This is a genomic window from Microbacterium paulum (genome assembly GCF_015707995.1).
GTDB lineage: Bacteria > Actinomycetota > Actinomycetes > Actinomycetales > Microbacteriaceae > Microbacterium > Microbacterium paulum.
In genome coordinates this window covers 43,208-61,943 of record NZ_JAAGRY010000002.1, presented here as the reverse complement: position 1 = coordinate 61,943, position 18,736 = coordinate 43,208, and the positions used below count along the sequence as shown (strand labels likewise).

22 protein-coding genes are annotated in these 18,736 nt (G+C 67.7%); 9 read left to right on the top strand and 13 right to left on the bottom strand.

Annotation, left to right across the window (positions count from 1 at the left end):
* Positions 1–92: 92 nt before the first annotated feature.
* Positions 93–1,481 carry a helix-turn-helix domain-containing protein gene (locus G3N18_RS00920; RefSeq protein ID WP_206692834.1) on the bottom strand — a complete coding sequence of 463 codons (1,389 nt, stop codon included), beginning with the start codon at positions 1,479–1,481 and terminating at the stop codon, positions 93–95.
* Positions 1,481–2,233 (bottom strand): hypothetical protein, encoded by a 753-nt coding sequence (locus tag G3N18_RS00915; RefSeq protein WP_108871775.1) that lies wholly within the window; start codon positions 2,231–2,233, stop codon positions 1,481–1,483. Before G3N18_RS00915 ends, G3N18_RS00920 begins: the two co-directional genes overlap by 1 nt.
* 324 nt (positions 2,234–2,557) lie before the next feature.
* Between G3N18_RS00915 and G3N18_RS00910 the strand changes: the two genes are divergently transcribed.
* Positions 2,558–2,965 carry a hypothetical protein gene (locus tag G3N18_RS00910; RefSeq protein WP_196382498.1) on the top strand — a complete coding sequence of 136 codons (408 nt, stop codon included), beginning with the start codon at positions 2,558–2,560 and terminating at the stop codon, positions 2,963–2,965.
* Positions 2,962–3,348 carry a recombinase family protein gene (locus G3N18_RS00905; protein WP_230403683.1) on the top strand — a complete coding sequence of 129 codons (387 nt, stop codon included), beginning with the start codon at positions 2,962–2,964 and terminating at the stop codon, positions 3,346–3,348. The genes G3N18_RS00910 and G3N18_RS00905 overlap by 4 nt, the downstream gene beginning before the upstream one ends.
* Before the next feature lie 82 nt (positions 3,349–3,430).
* Here G3N18_RS00905 and G3N18_RS00900 read toward each other — a convergent pair whose 3' ends face one another.
* Positions 3,431–3,721: a hypothetical protein gene (locus G3N18_RS00900; RefSeq protein WP_108871773.1), complete on the bottom strand. Its 291-nt coding sequence runs from the start codon at positions 3,719–3,721 to the stop codon at positions 3,431–3,433.
* Between the two features lie 581 nt (positions 3,722–4,302).
* On the opposite strand from G3N18_RS00900, the gene G3N18_RS00895 reads away from it, so the two are divergent.
* On the top strand, positions 4,303–4,662 hold the full coding sequence (locus G3N18_RS00895; protein WP_196382445.1) for a hypothetical protein: 360 nt from the start codon (positions 4,303–4,305) through the stop codon (positions 4,660–4,662).
* 158 nt (positions 4,663–4,820) lie between these two features.
* Positions 4,821–5,243: an NUDIX hydrolase gene (locus G3N18_RS00890; RefSeq protein WP_196382444.1), complete on the top strand. Its 423-nt coding sequence runs from the start codon at positions 4,821–4,823 to the stop codon at positions 5,241–5,243.
* 17 nt (positions 5,244–5,260) lie between these two features.
* Here the strand turns inward: G3N18_RS00890 and G3N18_RS00885 are convergent, their stop codons facing one another.
* The gene (locus G3N18_RS00885) at positions 5,261–5,740 is read right to left on the bottom strand and encodes an aminoacyl-tRNA deacylase (protein ID WP_196382443.1); all 480 of its coding nucleotides are present in this window, start codon (positions 5,738–5,740) and stop codon (positions 5,261–5,263) included.
* Entirely contained in the window at positions 5,733–6,308 is a 576-nt protein-coding gene (locus tag G3N18_RS00880; protein ID WP_196382442.1) for a DNA helicase, read from the bottom strand. The genes G3N18_RS00885 and G3N18_RS00880 overlap by 8 nt, the downstream gene beginning before the upstream one ends.
* 88 nt (positions 6,309–6,396) lie before the next feature.
* Here G3N18_RS00880 and G3N18_RS00875 point away from each other — a divergent pair, with 88 nt between their 5' ends.
* Positions 6,397–6,954 carry a peptidylprolyl isomerase gene (locus G3N18_RS00875; protein ID WP_196382441.1) on the top strand — a complete coding sequence of 186 codons (558 nt, stop codon included), beginning with the start codon at positions 6,397–6,399 and terminating at the stop codon, positions 6,952–6,954.
* 18 nt (positions 6,955–6,972) lie between these two features.
* Complete coding sequence (locus G3N18_RS16410) at positions 6,973–7,839, top strand: rhomboid family intramembrane serine protease (RefSeq protein ID WP_196382440.1); 867 nt, start codon at positions 6,973–6,975, stop codon at positions 7,837–7,839.
* An 80-nt stretch (positions 7,840–7,919) separates the two neighbouring features.
* Here the strand turns inward: G3N18_RS16410 and G3N18_RS00865 are convergent, their stop codons facing one another.
* Positions 7,920–8,159, bottom strand: coding sequence for a cell division protein CrgA (locus G3N18_RS00865; protein ID WP_196382439.1), 240 nt, complete (start codon positions 8,157–8,159; stop codon positions 7,920–7,922).
* A gap of 54 nt (positions 8,160–8,213) precedes the next feature.
* Between G3N18_RS00865 and G3N18_RS00860 the strand changes: the two genes are divergently transcribed.
* Genes G3N18_RS00860 through G3N18_RS00850 form a run of 3 tightly spaced genes read left to right on the top strand, consistent with a single transcriptional unit; the run spans position 8,214 to position 9,827 of the window.
* The gene (locus G3N18_RS00860) at positions 8,214–9,035 is read left to right on the top strand and encodes a class E sortase (protein WP_196382438.1); all 822 of its coding nucleotides are present in this window, start codon (positions 8,214–8,216) and stop codon (positions 9,033–9,035) included.
* Positions 9,035–9,193 carry a hypothetical protein gene (locus G3N18_RS00855; protein ID WP_196382437.1) on the top strand — a complete coding sequence of 53 codons (159 nt, stop codon included), beginning with the start codon at positions 9,035–9,037 and terminating at the stop codon, positions 9,191–9,193. The genes G3N18_RS00860 and G3N18_RS00855 overlap by 1 nt, the downstream gene beginning before the upstream one ends.
* Positions 9,186–9,827, top strand: coding sequence for a glutamine amidotransferase-related protein (locus tag G3N18_RS00850; protein WP_196382436.1), 642 nt, complete (start codon positions 9,186–9,188; stop codon positions 9,825–9,827). The genes G3N18_RS00855 and G3N18_RS00850 overlap by 8 nt, the downstream gene beginning before the upstream one ends.
* A gap of 13 nt (positions 9,828–9,840) precedes the next feature.
* On the opposite strand, the gene pknB is transcribed toward G3N18_RS00850, so the two are convergent.
* The 7 genes from pknB to G3N18_RS00815 all read right to left on the bottom strand — a co-directional run bounded on the left by pknB (position 9,841) and on the right by G3N18_RS00815 (position 18,718).
* Positions 9,841–11,544 (bottom strand): Stk1 family PASTA domain-containing Ser/Thr kinase, encoded by a 1,704-nt coding sequence (gene pknB, locus G3N18_RS00845; protein WP_196382435.1) that lies wholly within the window; start codon positions 11,542–11,544, stop codon positions 9,841–9,843.
* A 46-nt stretch (positions 11,545–11,590) separates the two neighbouring features.
* Positions 11,591–13,315: a serine/threonine-protein kinase gene (locus tag G3N18_RS00840; RefSeq protein ID WP_196382434.1), complete on the bottom strand. Its 1,725-nt coding sequence runs from the start codon at positions 13,313–13,315 to the stop codon at positions 11,591–11,593.
* A complete protein-coding gene (locus G3N18_RS00835) occupies positions 13,312–14,769 on the bottom strand; it encodes a peptidoglycan D,D-transpeptidase FtsI family protein (protein WP_196382433.1) in 1,458 nt (485 codons plus the stop codon). The genes G3N18_RS00840 and G3N18_RS00835 overlap by 4 nt, the downstream gene beginning before the upstream one ends.
* Positions 14,770–14,781: 12 nt before the next feature.
* Complete coding sequence (locus G3N18_RS00830) at positions 14,782–16,101, bottom strand: FtsW/RodA/SpoVE family cell cycle protein (protein ID WP_196382497.1); 1,320 nt, start codon at positions 16,099–16,101, stop codon at positions 14,782–14,784.
* A gap of 62 nt (positions 16,102–16,163) precedes the next feature.
* Positions 16,164–17,402 carry a PP2C family protein-serine/threonine phosphatase gene (locus G3N18_RS00825; RefSeq protein WP_196382432.1) on the bottom strand — a complete coding sequence of 413 codons (1,239 nt, stop codon included), beginning with the start codon at positions 17,400–17,402 and terminating at the stop codon, positions 16,164–16,166.
* A 12-nt stretch (positions 17,403–17,414) separates the two neighbouring features.
* Positions 17,415–17,990: an FHA domain-containing protein FhaB/FipA gene (locus tag G3N18_RS00820; RefSeq protein ID WP_196382431.1), complete on the bottom strand. Its 576-nt coding sequence runs from the start codon at positions 17,988–17,990 to the stop codon at positions 17,415–17,417.
* Entirely contained in the window at positions 17,987–18,718 is a 732-nt protein-coding gene (locus tag G3N18_RS00815; protein ID WP_196382430.1) for an FhaA domain-containing protein, read from the bottom strand. Before G3N18_RS00815 ends, G3N18_RS00820 begins: the two co-directional genes overlap by 4 nt.
* Positions 18,719–18,736 lie beyond the last annotated feature (18 nt).

Sequence of the window (18,736 nt, the reverse complement as noted above, 5' to 3'; positions counted from 1 at the left end):
GTCGTTGCCGAAGAAGTTGACGCTAGGGTGGCACGAGAAGAGGGCGGTCGATCTCAGTCCCAGGGAGATCGACCGCCCTCTCTCGTTCGGCCCTACTTTCCCTTCTCCGTCACGCTCGTGTTGGGGTGACGGGCAGCGGCAGCGCCCGAGATGTACCGGCCGGAGATCGCCGAGCGGTTGTGCGTGCCGCTCGACTTGTTCCCTCCGGTTTCGGTAACGCTCGTCTTCGGATGACGAGCGGCCGCGGCATTCGAGATGTAGCGGCCTGTGATTGCAGAGCGATGAGCCATGTCGGCTCCTTCCTCCTCGGAGTTCCCCCCTATGTCGTCGGGGGGCGCCGTCGTGGTTCGACGGTCGTCTGGGGTTGGCACCAGCGAGAGCTTCGGCCGAGGATCCTCGATGCCCGCGAGTTGCCGAACACGTCTGGGGGTGAACTGTAGGTCGCGCGCGATATCGACAACGGTCACGTCGACAGTTTCGAGAAGCTCGATGGCGTTCTTGAGGAGCTCTGGTTGCTCCCCAGGGAAGTCTCGGATTGGTCGTGAGCGTCGCGGCAAGCTATTGAGCGTTATGTAGGCTCGCCTGGTGGTTGACTCGGAAATGATTTCGAGCTCGCGCATGCGATACAGCAATGAGTGAACCGAGACGCCCCACCATTCGCTGATCTCCTCGATCCGGTTGAAGTTAACCCGCTTCGGAAGCTCGTTGCAGATGACATCACGGGGCGTGAGGAACTCGGCCGCGAACTCGTCGGCTTGACGCTCCATTTGGGTGTCAGTTCCTTGACGCCCGTGATGCAGCACGATGTGTCCCAGTTCGTGAGCCGCGGAGAATCGGTGGCGCATAACATCATTGGCCTTATCCGGTGTGAGCACGATCATAGGACGCGGCAGGGCGATCGTTGAGAACGCATCGATACGGCTCTTGTCGTCCAGCTCCTCTTCTTTCATTGAGAAGAACACCGTGAGAATGCCGTGCTGCTCTAGCTGATAAACGAGATGAGGGATCGGGCCGAAACCGAGCCGCCAATGCTCGCGCATAGCGCGTGCCGCGGTGACCGGGTCGGGCACGTCGAACGAGTCGGGTTGCGCCCAGCCCGGCAGATCGATATCAGGGAACTCGACACTCTCTTCGAGATAGCAGCTAAGCTCCCACGCCTGTTCGACATAGGCAGTGGCCTGTTGCTGCTGACTGACAGTGGTCGATCGGAGCCTTCGGAATGAAGCTTCTGCGATCTCGACTTGTGCGCGAGGACGGCCATGTGCGAAAAAACCTGCTGGAACTTTGAGGGCGTCGGCCAGCGCTGCGATTGTCTCTGCACGCGGTCTGACTTCGCCACGCTCGTACTGACCAATCGCGGCGGCAGAGACTCCAACCGCTCGATGGAGTTCGGTCTTACTCATCTTGCAGATGCGTCGCGCCTGAGTCAGGCGGGCAGGATCAAAAAGGCGCGCAATATCGGTCAGGCTTTGCTCTGGCATCAGCTACCCTCCTTCTCCTCGGAACGCGAGCGCAGCTTGGCCCGAGTACGAGGCCGATCTCCCTCGGCGAAGCCGCCGACCAGACGAGGCTTCTGCTGTACCGACGGAGCTTCTGCCGGTTCCTTCGTGTAGGTCAGACGCTCAGGATCGGTGAATTCGAGGTGTCGACCGTTGAGCCGTGCTGGCGCCCAATAGATTGTGCCGACGCCGAACGGCGTGCTGCTGTAATACGGCACGAACAGCGTCACCTTGCCGTTCGGATCTGAGACGATGTCGAGCGCATCGGACAGGCGGGCCACGTCGTCTTCCTCATTGATGTGGCTGGGCGGGAGTTCGAACAGGCCGCCAGGCTCGGTGTACTTCGTGTTGCTGGCCGCAGCGAACATCTCTCGCCGCTTCTCGGGGAGATAGCTCGGACGGTAGCGACGATGATTGCGCGGCATCTTCTTGCCCACGCGCTGAAGGAAGACGAGGCTGTTGCCGACATACGTCAGCGTCCGACGCGTACCGGGAACCCGTTGTTCATGGTAGGAGGGCAGGGCATTGATGAGCGCCTGAAGTTCCTTCTGAGCCCCACGAGCCATCCCGACGCCGTAAACATCCTGGTCTCCGTCCGGGTCCTGGTACTCGGTGTGCGCTCGGGCCGAACGTTGCTGGCTGAGATGAATGGCTTGCGGGATCGCAGACCGCAGAGTCTGGATCTCCTCCTGAGTGAACTCCGAACGCCAGTCAAGGTGGTCGTCATCGCGCATGTCGTCTCCCATCGTCAGTGGAAGCGTAGCACGATACTTCAGTTCTTATCAAGAATCCGTCAACTTGCGGGGAGCCGAGTCGTGGGTGAAGGTCATCTTGACGGGAAGCAAGGAGCTCCTGACGGTCAATCTACGCCACCTGGCGCCGATGGGACCGGACTGGCCTCCCGGGTCGGGGGTTCCTCTTGTCCGCACGCCGGCGTAGAGTGGAAGGCGAAGCGGAGGCTTCCAATCTGTCGGGTTCTCCGGGACCACCCCTTTCGCGGGGCCACCACCAACACGCCGCTTCCTAACATTCGAACCGTGTTGAATGGAGACCCACCGATGTTCTTCAGCGACCGCGTGCGGCGCCGCTGGCGCCAGAGCGAGAACACCGCCCAGAACCTGGAGCCGGTCCGCCGGCTCTTCCCGACGAACCGCATCCGCGATGCCGTCTACAGTCGCCGCGGACTCAAATGGGGCGTCCCGGCGATGCTGCTCGCCGCCCCCTACATCGCAGCGGTGAAGCTGCTGAGCGATCACATCGAGCAGGGCAGTCCCGGCTGGCTCCACCTGGTCGTGCTGCTGTGCGCGTGGAACGCGCTCAAGATGCTCTGGCTCGGCCCGATGAGCCTCATCGCCCTCGCCGGTGCCCGGCACCGCGAGCACGCCCAACGCCGCGCTGTCCGCGGTGAAGCCGAGGGGCGCGGCACGCCGGACGATGCTCCGGTCATGGTCGGCGGTGCATCATGAACGCAGTCACCTACCGGTACAGCGCGGCGGAGAACCCTGCCTGGCTGAACCAGCAAGAAGCCGACTGCCGCAGCTACGCCGACGAGCACGGCCTGACCGTCACCGAGGTCTTCACCGACGTCGGGCACAGTCGCCACGGCCTGCGTCACATGCTCGATGCCGTCGAGCGGCAGGACGTGACCGGGCTCATCGTCACCGACCTTGCACGGCTCGGCTCTAAGTACGCCGATCACGTCGCCGTCGTCCAGCAGCTCCACGACGCTGGAGTCGACATCCACGTCACCAAAGACCGCACGACAAGCTCCGTCGAGGAGAAACCTGATCGCCGTCAAGCAGGCACACCTCGATGCCGAGGCCCCGCGGTCGTTCCCCTCCGGTGGTAGCGACCCCACGGACTGATCCGTTACCGCCACCGCCAAGGATCCGCTCTCGACTGGAAGAGAGCGGATCCTTCTGCTTGTTCGCCTACCGTTCCCGCCCGTGCGGATCACGAAGCGAGACACCCGCACGAAGCAGGTTCGTCCGGACCGTGCTCGCGTTGAAACCCAGCCGCTCGCCGACCCTGGCCAGCGACTCGCCCTGCTCGTAACGGCGGCACATTTCGAGAACCTCTCCCGATGATGGCTTCTCGCGGCGCAGTCGCACGCCTCGATCCCGCAACCGGTCAGCGAGGCGCTGCCGACTCACGCCCAGATCGTCAGCGATCACCCGCAGAATCTCGCCGCACTTGTAGCGGCGCTCCGCCTCATCCAGCATCGCCGCCGTCAACCGCGGAACCGGACGCGGCAGCGGCCGAGAGGAGGCCGGCCCCACCGTTGGCCTGCGGCGACGTCGGATCGCTCGATGCAACGTGACCGCCAACTGGAGGGTCGGGGCAAGGTTAGAGCACTGTCGCGCTACCTCCACAAAAATCCCCGTTCGGCGGGGATTTTTTTGTTGGAGCTTGCCGTGCCATGGATGCCTGTTCGAGCAGGATTCACGCGAGCATGTTCGGGCTGGCTTACAACGTCACGTCATCGGGGGTCGAGATCGATCCCGACCGACCCGTGTCGTGCTCGATGTCCGCGTTTGGTGGACGCGCGACGCGCCGCTGCCTGGCTAGGCTCATCGGGTGGCTGACGTGGTGGTGGATGCCGGCGCGCTCGATGGCATTGCTTCGCACGCTCGCGCCGCCTCGACGCCTATGACGTGGGACCTGCATGCTGCCGGGTTCACCCCGTTCCAGCAAGCGATCATCGGAGCATCAGGTGTCAACTACCCCTCGGTCTCGCGCGATTGCCGTCTTCCTGCTGACCTTCGCGCTTGCGTTGACGGGATGTGGAGCAAGGGAGAGCCAGATGACCCCGGAGCAAGTACGCGACTCGCTGATCAAGATCGCCGAAGACACGGCCGCGTTGCTCGATATCGACGGGTGGAAGGACGAAGTCTCGTTGGCTCAGGGCTGCAGCGCCGGTGTGGAGTTCGGCTATACCTACGCTGCCCCGCCCGCTGATTCCGTCCGCCTCGCCGAGGCACGGAAGGTTGCGGAGTACTGGCGGTCACTCGGCATGGAAACTCGGGTCAACTCCGAGAATGACCCGGTCGTCTTCGGAAGCGGCGGCCCCATTCAGAGCATCAGCTTCTCCACGGGCCCAGGGATGTACGACGTTTCTGGCACCTCCCTTTGCGTGCCCGGCGAGCCCGACGATTACCGCTGACGCCAGGGCGTATCCCTGCGGCCACGAGCCATGGTCCCCATCCACGCGCAGATCTGCCACCCGATCGAGCGTATCGACGGGCTTCTTGTTTCCCTATATGTAGTTCGGGGTACACGCGCAGACGTCGCCGTGTCGGCACGGTTCGGTAGGCTCGGGAAATGGATCTGCGTGTCGCGGCCTACGCCGTCGTCTTCGATGAGGAGCGGGGTATTTTGCTCGCCCACTGGCACGAAGGCCGTCGAGCGGCGTGGACCCTCCCCGGTGGTGGGCTCGAAGACGGTGAAGACCCGGCCGACGCGGTGCGGCGAGAGCTGCGCGAAGAGACCGGGTTCCGCATCGAGATCGACGAGCTCCTCGGCATCCATTCGCGCGTGATCCCCGCTCGTCAGCGCATCACACCCGGTGCGGATGCCCCGCTGCACACCCTGCGCATCGTGTACCGCGCGCACATCACGGGCGGTCGACTGCGCAACGAGGTCGGCGGATCGACCGACGAAGCGGACTGGTTCGCGCTCGGCGAGCTGCCGGCGGTCCAGCACACCCAGCTCGTCGACGTCGGGATCGAGATGGCGGGGCTCTGAGCCCCCAGGCGCACGCGTCAGCGGGGTGTGGCGGGCTGCGAGATGTCGGCGACCGTTGCACCGTACGCGGCGATGAGATCATCGGCGTCGACGAACAAGCTGTACCCGTGGGCGCCCGCGCCCATCGCGATGCGCCGACCCGTGATCGACGCGTCGGCATAGACCGGCCAGTCGGTCGAACTGCCGATGGCGGTGATCGTGCCGCGCTCGTAGCCGGTCGCGGCGAGTGCCAGTTCGGGCTCGGGCAGGCGCAGCTTGTTCACCCCGACGACGGCGCGCAGCTTCGGCCATGAGATGGCCAGATCGCCCGGGATCAGGGCGAACAGGTAGGAGTCGTCGGCGCGTTTGACCACGAGCGTCTTGACGATATCGGCCGGTTGCAGGCCGAGCAACGCCGCGGCCTCCGCCAGGTTCGACGCCTGCGGCCGCTCGCGCAGCTCGATGTCGAGCCCACGGGCGGCCGCGGCGGTGCGAACGCGATCGAGCGGATCAGGCATCCGGCGCGCGCAGCGGGTCGTCGGCCACCCACAGCTCGTCGTCGGCACGCAGGGTCTGCCAGGCGGCATAGAGGACGCCCGCCGCGGCGGCGACACCGAGGAGGATGGCGATCACGCCACCCGCGCCCATGCTCTTCTTCTTCGGCGTGTTGCTCACGGTCAGCTGGCGAGCCGCCTTCTTGCCGTACTTCTCGGCCTTCTTCTGGTATTTGCCCACGTCGAGCGAGGTGAACCCGCGGCCTGCGGCGAGGTCTTTGCGCTTCTCGTTGGCGGCATCCCACACCGAGAGCGCGGAGCCGATGACAGCGCCGGCGGCGGGGACGATCTTGTCGTTGTAGACCTTCTTCGAGGTCTTGACCCCCTCGTCGACATACGGCGCCGCGTACTTCTCATACGTGTGCTGCACGGTCGGCACGACCTGCTCGCGGTTGTAGTTGCCGAGCTGGCGTCCGGCCTCGCGGGCGACGTTACCCGCCTGACCGAGCAGAACCTGCTGAGACTCCCACAGCGTGGTCGCCTGGTCCTGAAGCTTGCGGAGTTCCTTCTTGCGCTTGCGGCTGAGGCTCACGGGGCCCTCCCTGATCCGGGTCGTTTGTCACCATCTTGCCAGACCACGCAGGGCACGAAAGGCCTTGACAGGTGGGAGAATGTTCAGCATGACGATCCACACCGCCGTAGCGACCATCCACACGAACCACGGCGACATCGTCGTCAACCTCTTCGGAGACCAGGCCCCCCGCACCGTCGCGAACTTCACCGGTCTCGCCGACGGCTCGCAGGCGTGGACCGACCCGGCCACCGGAAAGCCCGGCGAGGGCCCCCTTTACACCGACGTCATCTTCCACCGGATCATCCCGAACTTCATGATCCAGGGCGGCGACCCGCTCGGTCAGGGCGTCGGCGGCCCCGGTTACAACTTCGACGACGAGATCAGCCCCGAGCTGAACTTCAACGAGCCCTACATCCTCGCGATGGCCAACGCGGGTCTGCGCCGCAACGCCATCACCGGCAAGGCCGAGGGTACGAACGGGTCGCAGTTCTTCATCACGACCGACCCGACCCCGTGGCTGCAGGGCAAGCACACGATCTTCGGCGCCGTCGCCGACGACGCCTCGAAGGCCGTCGTCGACGAGATCGCCGCCGTTCGCACGGGCGCGGGCGACCGTCCCGTCGAGCCCGTCGTCATCAGCTCGATCGACATCGCGCAGGCCTGACGCACGCCACCGCGCCCCGTGACCGACACCGCGTTCCAGGCGAACCCCGACAACTACTGCTACCGGCATCCGACTCGTCAGAGCTTCGTGCTCTGCCAGCGGTGCCTGCGCACCATCTGCCCTGAGTGCCAGACGCAGATGCCGGTCGGGGTGATCTGCCCCGAGTGTCTCGCCGAGCAGCAGAAGCAGCAGGCGACGGTCACGCGGATGCCTCGCCGCCACGCGTTCTCGCGCGGCGGCGCGGCGGCGCGGGTCAGCAGCAGCACGCCGGTCGTCACCTACTCGATCATGGGCGTGACGATCTTCTTCTACCTGCTGGGCCTCATTCCGGGGTTCGGCGACATGCTGCGCAGCATGTTGGTCTTCTATCTGCCCCTGACCTACACGCAGCCGTGGCGGCTCGTGACGGTGACGCTCGTGCACCAGGGCATCTGGCATGTCGCGCTGAACATGCTGGCGCTGTGGGCGCTCGGCCGCAGCCTCGAGCCCTTGCTCGGGCGGTGGCGCTTCCTCTCGCTGTATCTGCTCAGCGCGCTCGGCGGGTCGGTGCTCACCGCACTGATCGCGCCGACGGCGGTCGTCGCCGGCGCATCGGGCGCGGTGTGGGGCCTGCTGGGTGCGATGTTCGTGATCGGGCGGCACCTGGGGGCGAACGTCACCGCGATCGCGGTGATCCTCGGTCTGAACCTCGTGATCACGTTCCTGCCCGGCTCGAACATCGCGTGGCAGGCGCACATCGGCGGCGGCCTCGTCGGCGCGCTCATCGGGTTCATCTTCGCCCGCACCCGCGCCGTGCGACAGCGCCGCACGCAGGTGTGGTTGCTCATCGCCGTGGCCGTGGGGCTTTTCGGCCTGCTGGCGGTGCCGCTGTTCCTGTACCGCTAGTTATCCACAGGCCCATCCACAGATGGGGATGAATCACACCGGTGTAATTCACACCCTCTGGAGGGGGTTGTGGACAGTCGTCAGCGCCAGCGCGTGGTCATGAGGAACCCGACGAACGCGATGCCGAAGCCGATCACGAGGTTCCAGCCGCCGATGCCCGGAATGGGCAGCGCCTGGCCGCTGAGGTAGAAGACGATGACCCAGACCAGCCCCAGAACCATGAGGCCCAGCATGATGGGCTTGAACCACACCGGGTTGGGGGTCGCATCGCCCTCGCTGCGCTCGGTGAGCTGCTCGTCGTCGTTGCCAGAACGTGCCATGCGGCGATTCTACCTGCCAGCCGCGCCCCAGCCGTGCTGTGCGAGAATCCGACTATGGGGGACAGCGAGCCGAGCACTCGACGCGCGCACCGCGAGGCCCGCGGTAGCGAGGCGACCGCGCCGCGCCGCCGCGTCTCGATCGTCGGCGTGTTCGGCGAGATCCTCATCACCATCGGCGTCGTCGCGCTCCTTTACGTCGCGTGGCAGATGTGGATCGGTGACTGGATCATCGGGGCCGAGAAGCGCAAAGAGGCCAGCGCCCTCTCGCAGAGCTGGATGACGCCCGCGCCCTCCCCCAGCGCCTCCGACTCCCCCGACGCCACCCCGTCGCCGACGCCCACCGCGTCGGCCGAAGCCGTCGTGCCCGTGCAGGATCAGCATGACCACGGCACGCAGTTCGGGGTGATGTTCGTTCCGCGCTTCGGGCCGCAGTGGCAGTTCACGATCGCGTCGGGCACCTCACGCACCGACATCCTCGATCAGGGAGAGATCGGCCACTACACCGACACGGCCATGCCGGGCGGTGTGGGCAACACGGTCTACGCCGCGCACCGGTGGACGTCGGGCGCGCCGTTCGACCCGATCGACAAGCTCGTCATCGGCGACGCGATCGTCATCCAGACCCAGGACGGCTGGTACACCTACCGGTTCCGCACGCTCGAATACGTGCAAGACACCCAGGTCGAGGTGCTGCTGCCGGTGCCGCAGCAGGTCGGGGTCGCCGCGAACGGGCGCTATCTGACGCTCACCAGCTGCGCGCCGAAGCTCAACATGCTCGAGCGGATCATCGCCTATGCCGTGTTCGAGAGTTTCACGCCCGCGGCATCCGCACCCCCCGCCTCGCTCGCGGCGCCCACGCAAGGAGCCTCTTCCTGATGTACGCCGCTCTCTGGCGCGTTCTGCCCGGCCCCGCGTGGCTGCGCGTGCTGATCCTCGTCGCTCTCGTCGCCGCGATCCTCTACGGGCTGTTCTGGTACGTCTTCCCGTGGGTGTCTCAGTTCGTCAACCCGCAGCAGTCCACCGTCGGTGGCTGACCGGATCCTCGTCGTCGACAACCACGACAGCTTCGTGCACACCCTCGTGGGGTATCTGCACGAGCTCGGCGCTACGGCGTCGATGATCGAAGCGGATGCCATCGACGATGCCCCCGCCGCGATCGCCGGCTTCTCGGGCGTGCTCGTCTCGCCCGGCCCGGGTACCCCCGAAGACGCGGGCGCGTCGATCGACGTCGTACGCGCGGCCGCGCGCACGCAGACGCCTCTGCTGGGTGTGTGTCTCGGCCACCAGGCCCTCGCCGCCGCCTTCGGCGCACGGGTGACGCAGGCTCCTGAGCTGATGCACGGGCTCACGAGCGAGGTGCACCACACCGGCGACCCGCTGTTCGCGGGTCTCCCCTCGCCGTTCACGGCGACTCGCTACCACTCGCTCGCGGTAGAGCCCGCCTCTCTCGAGGCCGTGCCCGGCTCTCCCCTCGTCGCCACAGCGTGGACCGCGTCGGGCGTCGTCATGGGGCTCGCGCACCGCAGCCTGCCGCTCGCGGGCGTGCAGTTCCACCCCGAAGCGGTGCTCACCGAGGGCGGCTACCGTCTGCTCGGCAACTGGCTCGAGCAGGTCGGATGCCGCGGTGCCGCCGCGCGCGGCGCCGAGCTCTCACCGCATCGCGGCTGACCGCGCCGGAGGGTCAGCGCCCGGTGCAGACCTTGAGCTCGACGGTCGAGTGGATCGGCACGTCGCCCGGGGCGAGTGACTGGGCGGCGACGGTGGGACCGCCCGGGTTCGCGGGGCATCCGGGGTCTTCGACGATCGTCGGGGTGAGCTTCAGCGTGTCGGCCGACAGGGCGCGCTCCGCAGCCTCGGTGGTGTAGCCGACCACGTCGACGAGCGTGACCTTGCCGCTGGCGACGACGAGGTTCACAGCCGTGCCGACCGGCACCTTCGACCCCTCGGCCTGGTCGGCCGAGATCACCGTTCCGGCGCTCAGATCGGGGTCGTTGCGCGTCGTGACCGATCCGAGCGCAAGACCGGCGCTCGTCAGCGCGTTCGTAGCCGCCTCCAACCCGAGGCCCGTCAGCGTGGGCACGGTGCTCATCTCCTGCCCTGTCGAGACGTATACCTTCACCAGTTGACCGGGCGCGACCGTCGTCCCCGCGGCCGGCTCGGTGCGGATCACGTTGCCCTCGGCGATCTGATCGTTGCTCTCGTCGAAGCGCTTGGTCTCGAGGTCTTGAGCGGCCATCAGCTCGTTCGCGCGGTCCCACGTCATCGTCACGACGTCGGGCACGACACGGGCGTTGTCGGGCACCGTGGTGCCGGGCCGGTTCGTGAGCACCCAGAAGAGCACCGAGATGAGCACGACGGCGATCACGGCGATGCCGGCCCAGATCCACGCGGCGGGTGGGCCGGCCTGGGTGCGGCGCATCGTCGTGTCGGTCGAGAGCTGACGCAGCGACCGGGCCGTCTCGGCGGCCTGGCGCGGGTTGGCGCCGTACAGCTCGCTCGTGAGGGCGCCGACCTGCTTGCGGGACGGGTCGCGCCCGTCGCGGGTGGCATCGAGCGCGGCACGGAACGACGCGGCGTCTTGATACCGCTGGAACGGGTCTTTGGCGAGAGCGCGCAGGGCCACGGCATCCAATGACCGCGGCACGGTCTCGACGAGCTCCGACGGCGCGAGCGGCGTCTCGCTCACGTGCTGGTAGGCGACCGCGACGGGCGACTCACCGCGGAACGGCGGCCGCCCGGTGAGCAGCTCGTACAGCACGACGCCGGCCGAGTAGACGTCGGCGCGCGAGTCGACCGGTTCGCCCTTCGCCTGCTCGGGCGAGAAGTAGGCGGCGGTGCCGAGGATCGCGGTCGTCTCGGCGACCGTCGACGACGAGTCCGACACCGCGCGCGCGATGCCGAAATCCATCACCTTCACCTGCCCCGCCGAGGTGACCATGACGTTGCCGGGCTTGATGTCGCGGTGCACGACGCCCGCGCGGTGCGAGTATTCGAGGGCTTCGAGGATGCCATCGGTGTAGCGGATCGCGTCGTCGATCGTCACGGGGCCCGCCGCGATGATGTCTTTCAGCGTCTGGCCCGAGACGAGCTCCATGACGATGTACGGCACGGCGCGCGTGTTGCCGTCGGCGTCGGTCTCGGTGTCTTCGCCCGCATCGTACACGCGCACGATCGTCGGGTGCGACATGCGCGAGGCGGCCTGCGCCTCGAGGCGGAACCGGGTGCGGAACGTCGCGTCGGCGGCCAGGTCGCTCTCGAGGATCTTGATCGCGACCTCGCGCCCGAGCGTCAGGTCGCGGCCGCGGTAGACGGATGCCATGCCCCCGCGCCCGATCAGCTCGCCGACCTCGTAGCGATCGGACAGCACACGGCGCTCTGCAGACACTTCTCTCCCTGGACCGACTCGACAGCCAGCCTAACCGACGGTCGTGTTAGGGCGTGGTGGCAGGCGTGGGCGTGCTCTGGCTGGGGATCGCCGCCTGTCCCTCGTTCGACGCTCCGCTCTCGCGGTCGCCGCACTGGGCGGTGTACTTGACGAGGATGAGCGACCCCGGCTGTGCGGTGGAGTCGGCGGTGACCTTGAGGCTGCGCGGGCTCGTCGGCGACTGGTAGGTCGTCGAGTGGTTCGCGTCGAACGTGCCGTTGATCACGGTGAAGTTGTAGGCCGACACCGACGATCCGGCGGGGCACGAGAACGCCTCCCACGTGACCGTGAAGCTCTGCGAACCGGCCGGGTCGTTCGTGACGGTCGGCGCGGCAGGCGTCTCCAAAGGCGTCTGCTCGTCGTAGAACGTCAGCACGATCTGCTGGTCGAGTCGCACGTTTCCGGCGGTCGGGTTGGTCTGGTAGATCAGGCCCACCTGGTCGGCCGACGGGGCGGCCGTGCCGCGTTCGCAGGTCACGCCGGTCAGCTCGTGGTCGTTCGCGATCTGCAGCGCCTCGTCGCACGTCTTGCCGACGAAGCCGAGGTCGGCGAGTGCGACCGTCGTGGCCGACGGCGTCGGGGAGGGCGGCGCGGTCGTGCGCGTGGGGGCCGCGGTCGCGCTGCTCGAGGTCGGCGCGGGGCTCGCGCCCTGGTTCGCGAACAGGGCGAACAGCGTGCCGCCGAGCACGAGCAGCAGCAGCACGATCAGCGCGATCAGCGGCCACGTCCACGGGCTCTGCTTCTTCTTCGGCTTGTCGCCCACGAGCGCCTCGACCTCGTCGGCGGGGCCGACGGCCGTCGTGGTCTCCATGATCCGGGTCGTGCCGTCGTCGCCCGTCGAGGTGAGCAGACGCGTCGCGTCGTCCGATCCCGACCCGGCGATCGCGGGCACGATCGCCACCGCGCCGGCGACGTCGCCGCGGCGAAGCGCCGTGGCCGCACGGGCGACCGCCGATGCCGTCGCGGGACGGTCCTCGGGCTTCTTGGCGATCATCGACATCACGAAGTTGCGCACCGGCTCGGCGATCGTCGCCGGCAGCGGCGGCGGCGCGTCGTTGATCTGCGCCATCGCGATCGCCACCTGCGACTCGCCGGTGAAGGGACGCTTTCCGGCGAGGCACTCGTAGGCGACGATGCCGAGCGAGTAGATGTCGGTCGCCGGGGATGCCGGGTGGCCCGACGCCTGCTCGGGCGAGAGGTACTGCACGGTGCCCATCACCTGACCGGTCGCGGTCAGCGGAACCTGGTCGGCGATGCGGGCGATGCCGAAGTCGGTGATCTTCACCCGGCCGTCGGGGGTGATCAGGAGATTCCCGGGCTTGATGTCGCGGTGCACGAGGCCCGCCGCGTGCGCAGCCTGCAGGGCCGAGGCGGTCTGGGCGACGATGTCGAGGGTCTTGTCGGTCGACAGCGACCCCTCGCGCTCGAGGATGGTCGACAGCGCCTCACCGGGCACGAGCTCCATCACGAGGAAGGCGGAGCCGTTCTCCTCGCCGTAGTCGAACACGCTCGCGATGCCCTCGTGGTTGACGAGCGCGGCGTGACGCGCCTCGGCGCGGAAGCGCTCGAGGAACCCGGGGTCGCCCATGTACTCGTCTTTGAGGATCTTGATCGCGACCGTACGTCCGATGACGTGGTCGGTCGCCTCCCAGACCTCGCCCATGCCGCCGATCGCGATCCGCGAAACCAGCTCGTAGCGCCCGCCGAAGCTCACACCCTGCGTCGGTCTCATCTGCTCAGCACCGCCTCTATGACTTTCTTCGCGATGGGGGCCGCGATCCCGTTGCTCGTCCCGGACTGCCCGAGCCCTCCGCCGTCCTCGATCATCACCGCGACGGCCACTGTGGGGTCGTCGGCCGGAGCGAAGCCGGTGAACCAGAGGGTGTACGGATCACCGGGACCGTGCTCGGCCGTGCCGGTCTTTCCGGCCACGTCGACGCCCTCTATTCTTGCACCGCTCGCTGCGCCGTTGCTGACATTGGCGATCATGAGGCTCGTCATGGTGGCGGCGTCCTGCTCGGAGAGGGCGCGGCCGAACTGGGTGTTCTCGAAGGTCTGCTGCACGGTCAGGTCGGGCGCGACGACTCGATCGACCATGCGCGGGTTCATGACGATCCCCTTGTTGGCGATGCCTGCCGAGACCATCGCGATCTGCAGGGGCGTCGCGGTCACATCGAGCTGGCCGTAACCGGTCTGCGCGGTCTGGTCGTCGGAGAGCGGGCCGTCGGGGTAGTTCGACGCGGTGACGGCGAGCGGAATGTCAAACCGCGTCTCGAACCCGTACTTCTTCGCCTCGGCGCGGATCGCGTCGTCGCCGAGCGCCACGGCCAGCTGGGCCATCGGAATGTTGCAGCTGAGGCGCAGCGCCGTCGCGAGCGTGACCTGGTCGCCCGAGCCGCAGGCGTTGCCGTCGAAGTTGTGGATCGTCGTGGAGGTGCCCGGCAGCACGTAGCTCGAGGGGTTCGCAAACGTCGAATCGGGGGTGAACTGGCCAGACGAGAGGGCGGCCGAGGCGACCACGAGTTTGAACGTCGACCCCGGGGGGTTGAGCTCGTCGATCGCGCGGTTGGTGAGCGGGTCGACCGCCGCGTTCAGCAGCTCGTCGTAGGTGTTGTTCACCGCGACCGAGTCGTGCACGGCGAGGGCGTTGGTGTCGAAGCTCGGGCTCGTCGCCATCGCGAGCACGCGCCCGGTCGAGGGTTCGATAGCGACGACGGCGCCCTGGTACGACCCGAGGGCTTCGGCCGCGACGCGCTGCAGGTCGGGATCGAGGGTGAGCAGCACGTTCGATCCGCGCTGGGGCTGGCCCGTGATGATCTGGTCGACGCGGGAGAGGAACTGCGAGCTCGCCGTGCCGGACAGCTCCCGGTTCATCGCCTGCTCGATGCCGGTGGCCGACTGCAGCACCGGGTTGATGTAGCCGGTGACGGGGGCCCACATCGGGGCATCCGCGTACTGCCGCTGCCAGCTGTAGATGTCGTCGGTGGGCACCGACGAGGCGATGACCTCGTCGCCCGCGATGATCGAGCCGCGCTGCACCTCGAACGAGTCGTACAGCGTGCGGCGGTTCTCGGGGTTCTCGGCGAGGCTCTGCGCCTGCACCACCTGGATCCAGCTGTTCGCGGCGAACAGGCCGAAGAACATCAGCACCATGATGAGGCTGAGGCGTTTGAGCTCTTTGGTCATGCGATCACCACCTCATCCGATCACCACGCGGGGTCGGGAGCGCACGGCGTCGGAGATGCGCAGCAGCAGCGCGACGATGATCCAGTTCGCGATCAGCGACGAACCACCCGCGGCGAGGAAGGGGGTCGTGAGTCCGGTGAGTGGAATGAGGCCCGTCACACCGCCGACCATGATGAACACCTGCAGCGCCAGGGTGAACGACAGGCCCGTGGCGAGCAGCTTGCCGAAATCGTCTTGGCCTGCCATGCCGATCCGGATGCCACGGCTCGTGAACACCATGTAGAGGCACAGGATCGCGAACACCCCGACGAGCCCCAGCTCTTCGCCGAGACTCGGGAAGATGTAGTCGCTCTGCGCGAGCGGGGTGAGACCGGGGCGGCCGCGGCCGAGACCGGTGCCGATGAGGCCGCCGTGGGCGAGCCCGAAGATGCCGCTGGCGAGCTGGTAGCTCGAGTCGTTGATCGTGTCGGGGTCGAACGGGTGCAGCCAGTTCGTGAAGCGCGCCTGCACGTAGGGCAGCACCAGGGTGGCGAGCGCGACACCGACGGCGACGAGCGACAGGCCGATCACGACCCAGCTGGTCTTGCCCGTGGCGACGTAGAGCATCGCGACGAACATGCCGAAGATGAGCATTCCGGTGCCGAGGTCGCGCTGCAGCACGATGATCGCCATGGCGCCGGCCCACAGCAGCAGCAGCGGGCCGAGCTCGCGGGCGCGCGGCCACGTGATGCCGAGGAACCGGGTGCCGACCGAGGTCAGCGACTCGCGGGTGCGCACGAGGTAGCCGGCGAAGAAGATCGCGAGGCAGATCTTGGCGAGCTCGCCCGGCTGGAACGAGAAGATGCCGCCGATGGAGATCCAGACGTCCGCGCCCGCGTCGGTGCCGAGGCCCGGGATGAACGGCAGCAGCAGCAGCACGATGCCGGCCAGGCCGAAGACGTAGGTGTAGCGCAGCAGCACCCGGTAGTTGCGGAGCATCACGACGATCGCGACGGCCGCGGCGATCGCGATCACCAGCCAGGCGAGCTGCCGGGTCGACAGTGCCGCCCAGCCGCTGTCTCCGTCTTCGATGTCGATGCGGTAGATCATCGCGAGGCCGAGGCCCGAGAGCACCGTCGCGATCGGCACGACGAACGGGTCGGCCTGCGGGGCGCGGTAGCGCAGCACGATGTGCAGGCCCAGCACGAGCACCGTCAGGCCGCCGCAGTAGTACAGGAACGTCCAGTCGATCTGCCCGGTGGCGCCCAGCTGCACGAGCGCGACCGCCGCGCCGTTGATGAGGAACGCGAACACCAGCAGGCCGAGCTCGCGGTTGCGCTGCGTCTGCGGCATCCGGATCTTGCGCAGTGCCTTGACGACCGTCGTGTCGGTCGTCACCTCGCCGACGACCCCGGTCACGGGGCACTCTCCAGCGATTTGCGTATCGTCTCGACAATCGCCTCGGCGTCGGCGAGCGAGCGCGCCGAGATCGTCTGCTGCACCGCGAGGCGCTGATAGAACGGCAGGTCGGCGAGCTCGATGCCGGTGTCTTCGTAGGGCGACGAGAGCGAGATGGGCCCGAGGTCTTGCTGGATGCCTCGGAAGATCACGACGGTGTCTTGGTCGCCGCCCACGAAGTAGCGCGACTGCGTCCAGGTGTAGGCGCCCACGGTCGCCGCCGTGAGGATCGCGAGGAACACCACGAGGCCGACGATCCACCAGATGCGGCGGCGGCGCGAGCGGCGGCGGTCTTCTTCGATGAGCTCTTCGAGGAACTCGGCCGCCGGCTCGAAGTGGGTGGGCTCGTTGGCGGCTTGACGGGCCGGGTGCAGCCAGCTGGTGCGGCCGGTGCGCGCGGCGGGCACTTCGACGCCGCGCGGGTTCGACGCCGAGCCGACGATGGTGCCGGTGCCGCTGAACATGGGGTGGCTGCCGCCCACGTCGACGATGACGACGGTGACGTTGTCGGGGGCGCCGGCATCGAGCGCCTGCTTGAGCAGCACGTCGGCGGTGCGCCCGGGGGGCAGGCCCTGACCCAGCGCCTTCGAGGTGTGCGCGTCGTCGACGACGCCGCACAGGCCGTCGGAGCACAGCAGCCATCGGTCGCCCGGCTGGGTGGGCATGATGAACGTGTCGATCTCGGGATCGGGGTCCATGTCGCCGAGCACGCGCATGAGCACCGAGCGGCGCGGGTGGTAGCGCGCCTCTTCGGGGGTGATGCGGCCCGAGTCGACCAAGCGCTGCACGAAGGTGTGGTCGGTGGTGATCTGGGTGAGCGCGTCGTCGCGGTAGAGGTAGATACGCGAGTCGCCGATGTGCGCGATCACGGCGTAGTCGTCGACGAAATCGAGCGCGCTGACGGTGGTGCCCATGCCGGCCAGCTCGGGGCGCTCCGAGACCGTGTCGATCAGCACGGTCGCCGTCGCCGAGATCGCCTGCTGCAGCGCGACCTCGGCCTCGGTGGGGGTCGCGAAAGCGGTGTCGAGCTCTTTGAGGCGGTGGACGGCGATGCTCGAGGCGACGTCACCGCCCGCGTGACCACCCATACCGTCGGCCACGACGAACAGGTTCGAGCCGGCGTACCCCGAATCCTGGTTGTTGGAGCGCACCTTGCCCGTATGGGAGATGGCGGCGCTCGACCCCTCGAAGACCATGGCGGCGCTCGCTTACTTCCGCAGCTCGAACGTCGTCGCGCCGACTTTGATCGGCGCTCCGACCCGCACCGGAACGGGCGTCGCGACGCGCGAACCGTCGTGCCACGTGCCGTTGGTCGAGTCGAGGTCTTGCAGCATCCACTGCTCGCCCCACAGCAGCAGCCGGGCGTGATGGCTCGAGGTGTAGTCGTCGCGGATGACGAGGCCCGATTCGCTCGAGCGGCCGATCGTGAGCGGCTCGCCCGTGAGGGGCAGTTCGAGGCCGGCTTTGGGTCCGCTCGTGATGACGATGCGGGTCACACTGTCGCGCGTCGCCTGCTGCGGTCCGCTCTGCTGTGCGCTGCTGCGCTGCGCCGAGTCGCGCGGCGCAGGCTCGGGCGCGCGAGGCGGCCGTGCGACCACGGGCGCCGTCAGATCGCTGGCCGCCGCTGCGGAGGCGACGGGCGCTGCTGCGGCCGCCGGCTCGGGGAGCTTTCGCACCTTCACGCCGAACAGATCGGCCCGCAGCGAATAGACGAGCGCGAACACGAAGAACCAGAGCAGGATCAGAAAGCCCACCTGCAAGAGCAGCAGGGTCAGTTCGCTCACGACAGCCCGCCGATCCCGAACGCGCGAGTGGCGTCGGATGCCGAGGTCGTCGGCCGCGGCGGGGTCGCCTGCGCGATCACGCGGAAGACGATGTCGGTGCGGCCGATCGTCACCACACTGTCTTGCGGGAGTGGCGCCTCGGAGATCTTGCGTCCGTCGAGCTGTGTGCCGTTGGTCGAGTTCAGGTCGCGGACCATCGCGCGCTCGCCGTCCCACAGGATCTCGACGTGCCGGCGGCTCGTGCCCGCGTCGGAGATGGTGATGTCGGCATCGGTGCCGCGACCGATGACGGTGCGGCCCTTGGTGAGCGGATGCCTCTTGCCTTCGATCTCGACGACGCCGCGCCACGACACGGTTCCGGCCGCAGTCTGCGACGCGACCCGCAGCGTGCCGGTGGGGAGTTGCTCGTCGGCCGAGAGGGCGATCGTCACGGGACCGGCGAAGCTGAAGCCCTGCGTTTTCGCGTGCTTCTCGACGAGGTTGTGCAGCTCGCCCTCGAGGGTGCTGCCGAGGGAGCGCATGCGCTCAGCGTCGGCGGGTGACATGCGCACCTCGAACGCGTTCGGCACGAGGATGCGGTCGCGGCTGACGACGGCGGCTTTGGCATCCAGTTCGGTGCGCAGCGCCGCAGCGATCTCGACCGGTTGGATGCCGCTGCGGAAGGACTTGGCGAACGCGCTGTTCACAGCGCGCTCGAGTCCCTTCTCGAAGCTGTCAAGTAGTCCCACGGGGCTCCTCAGGCTGAC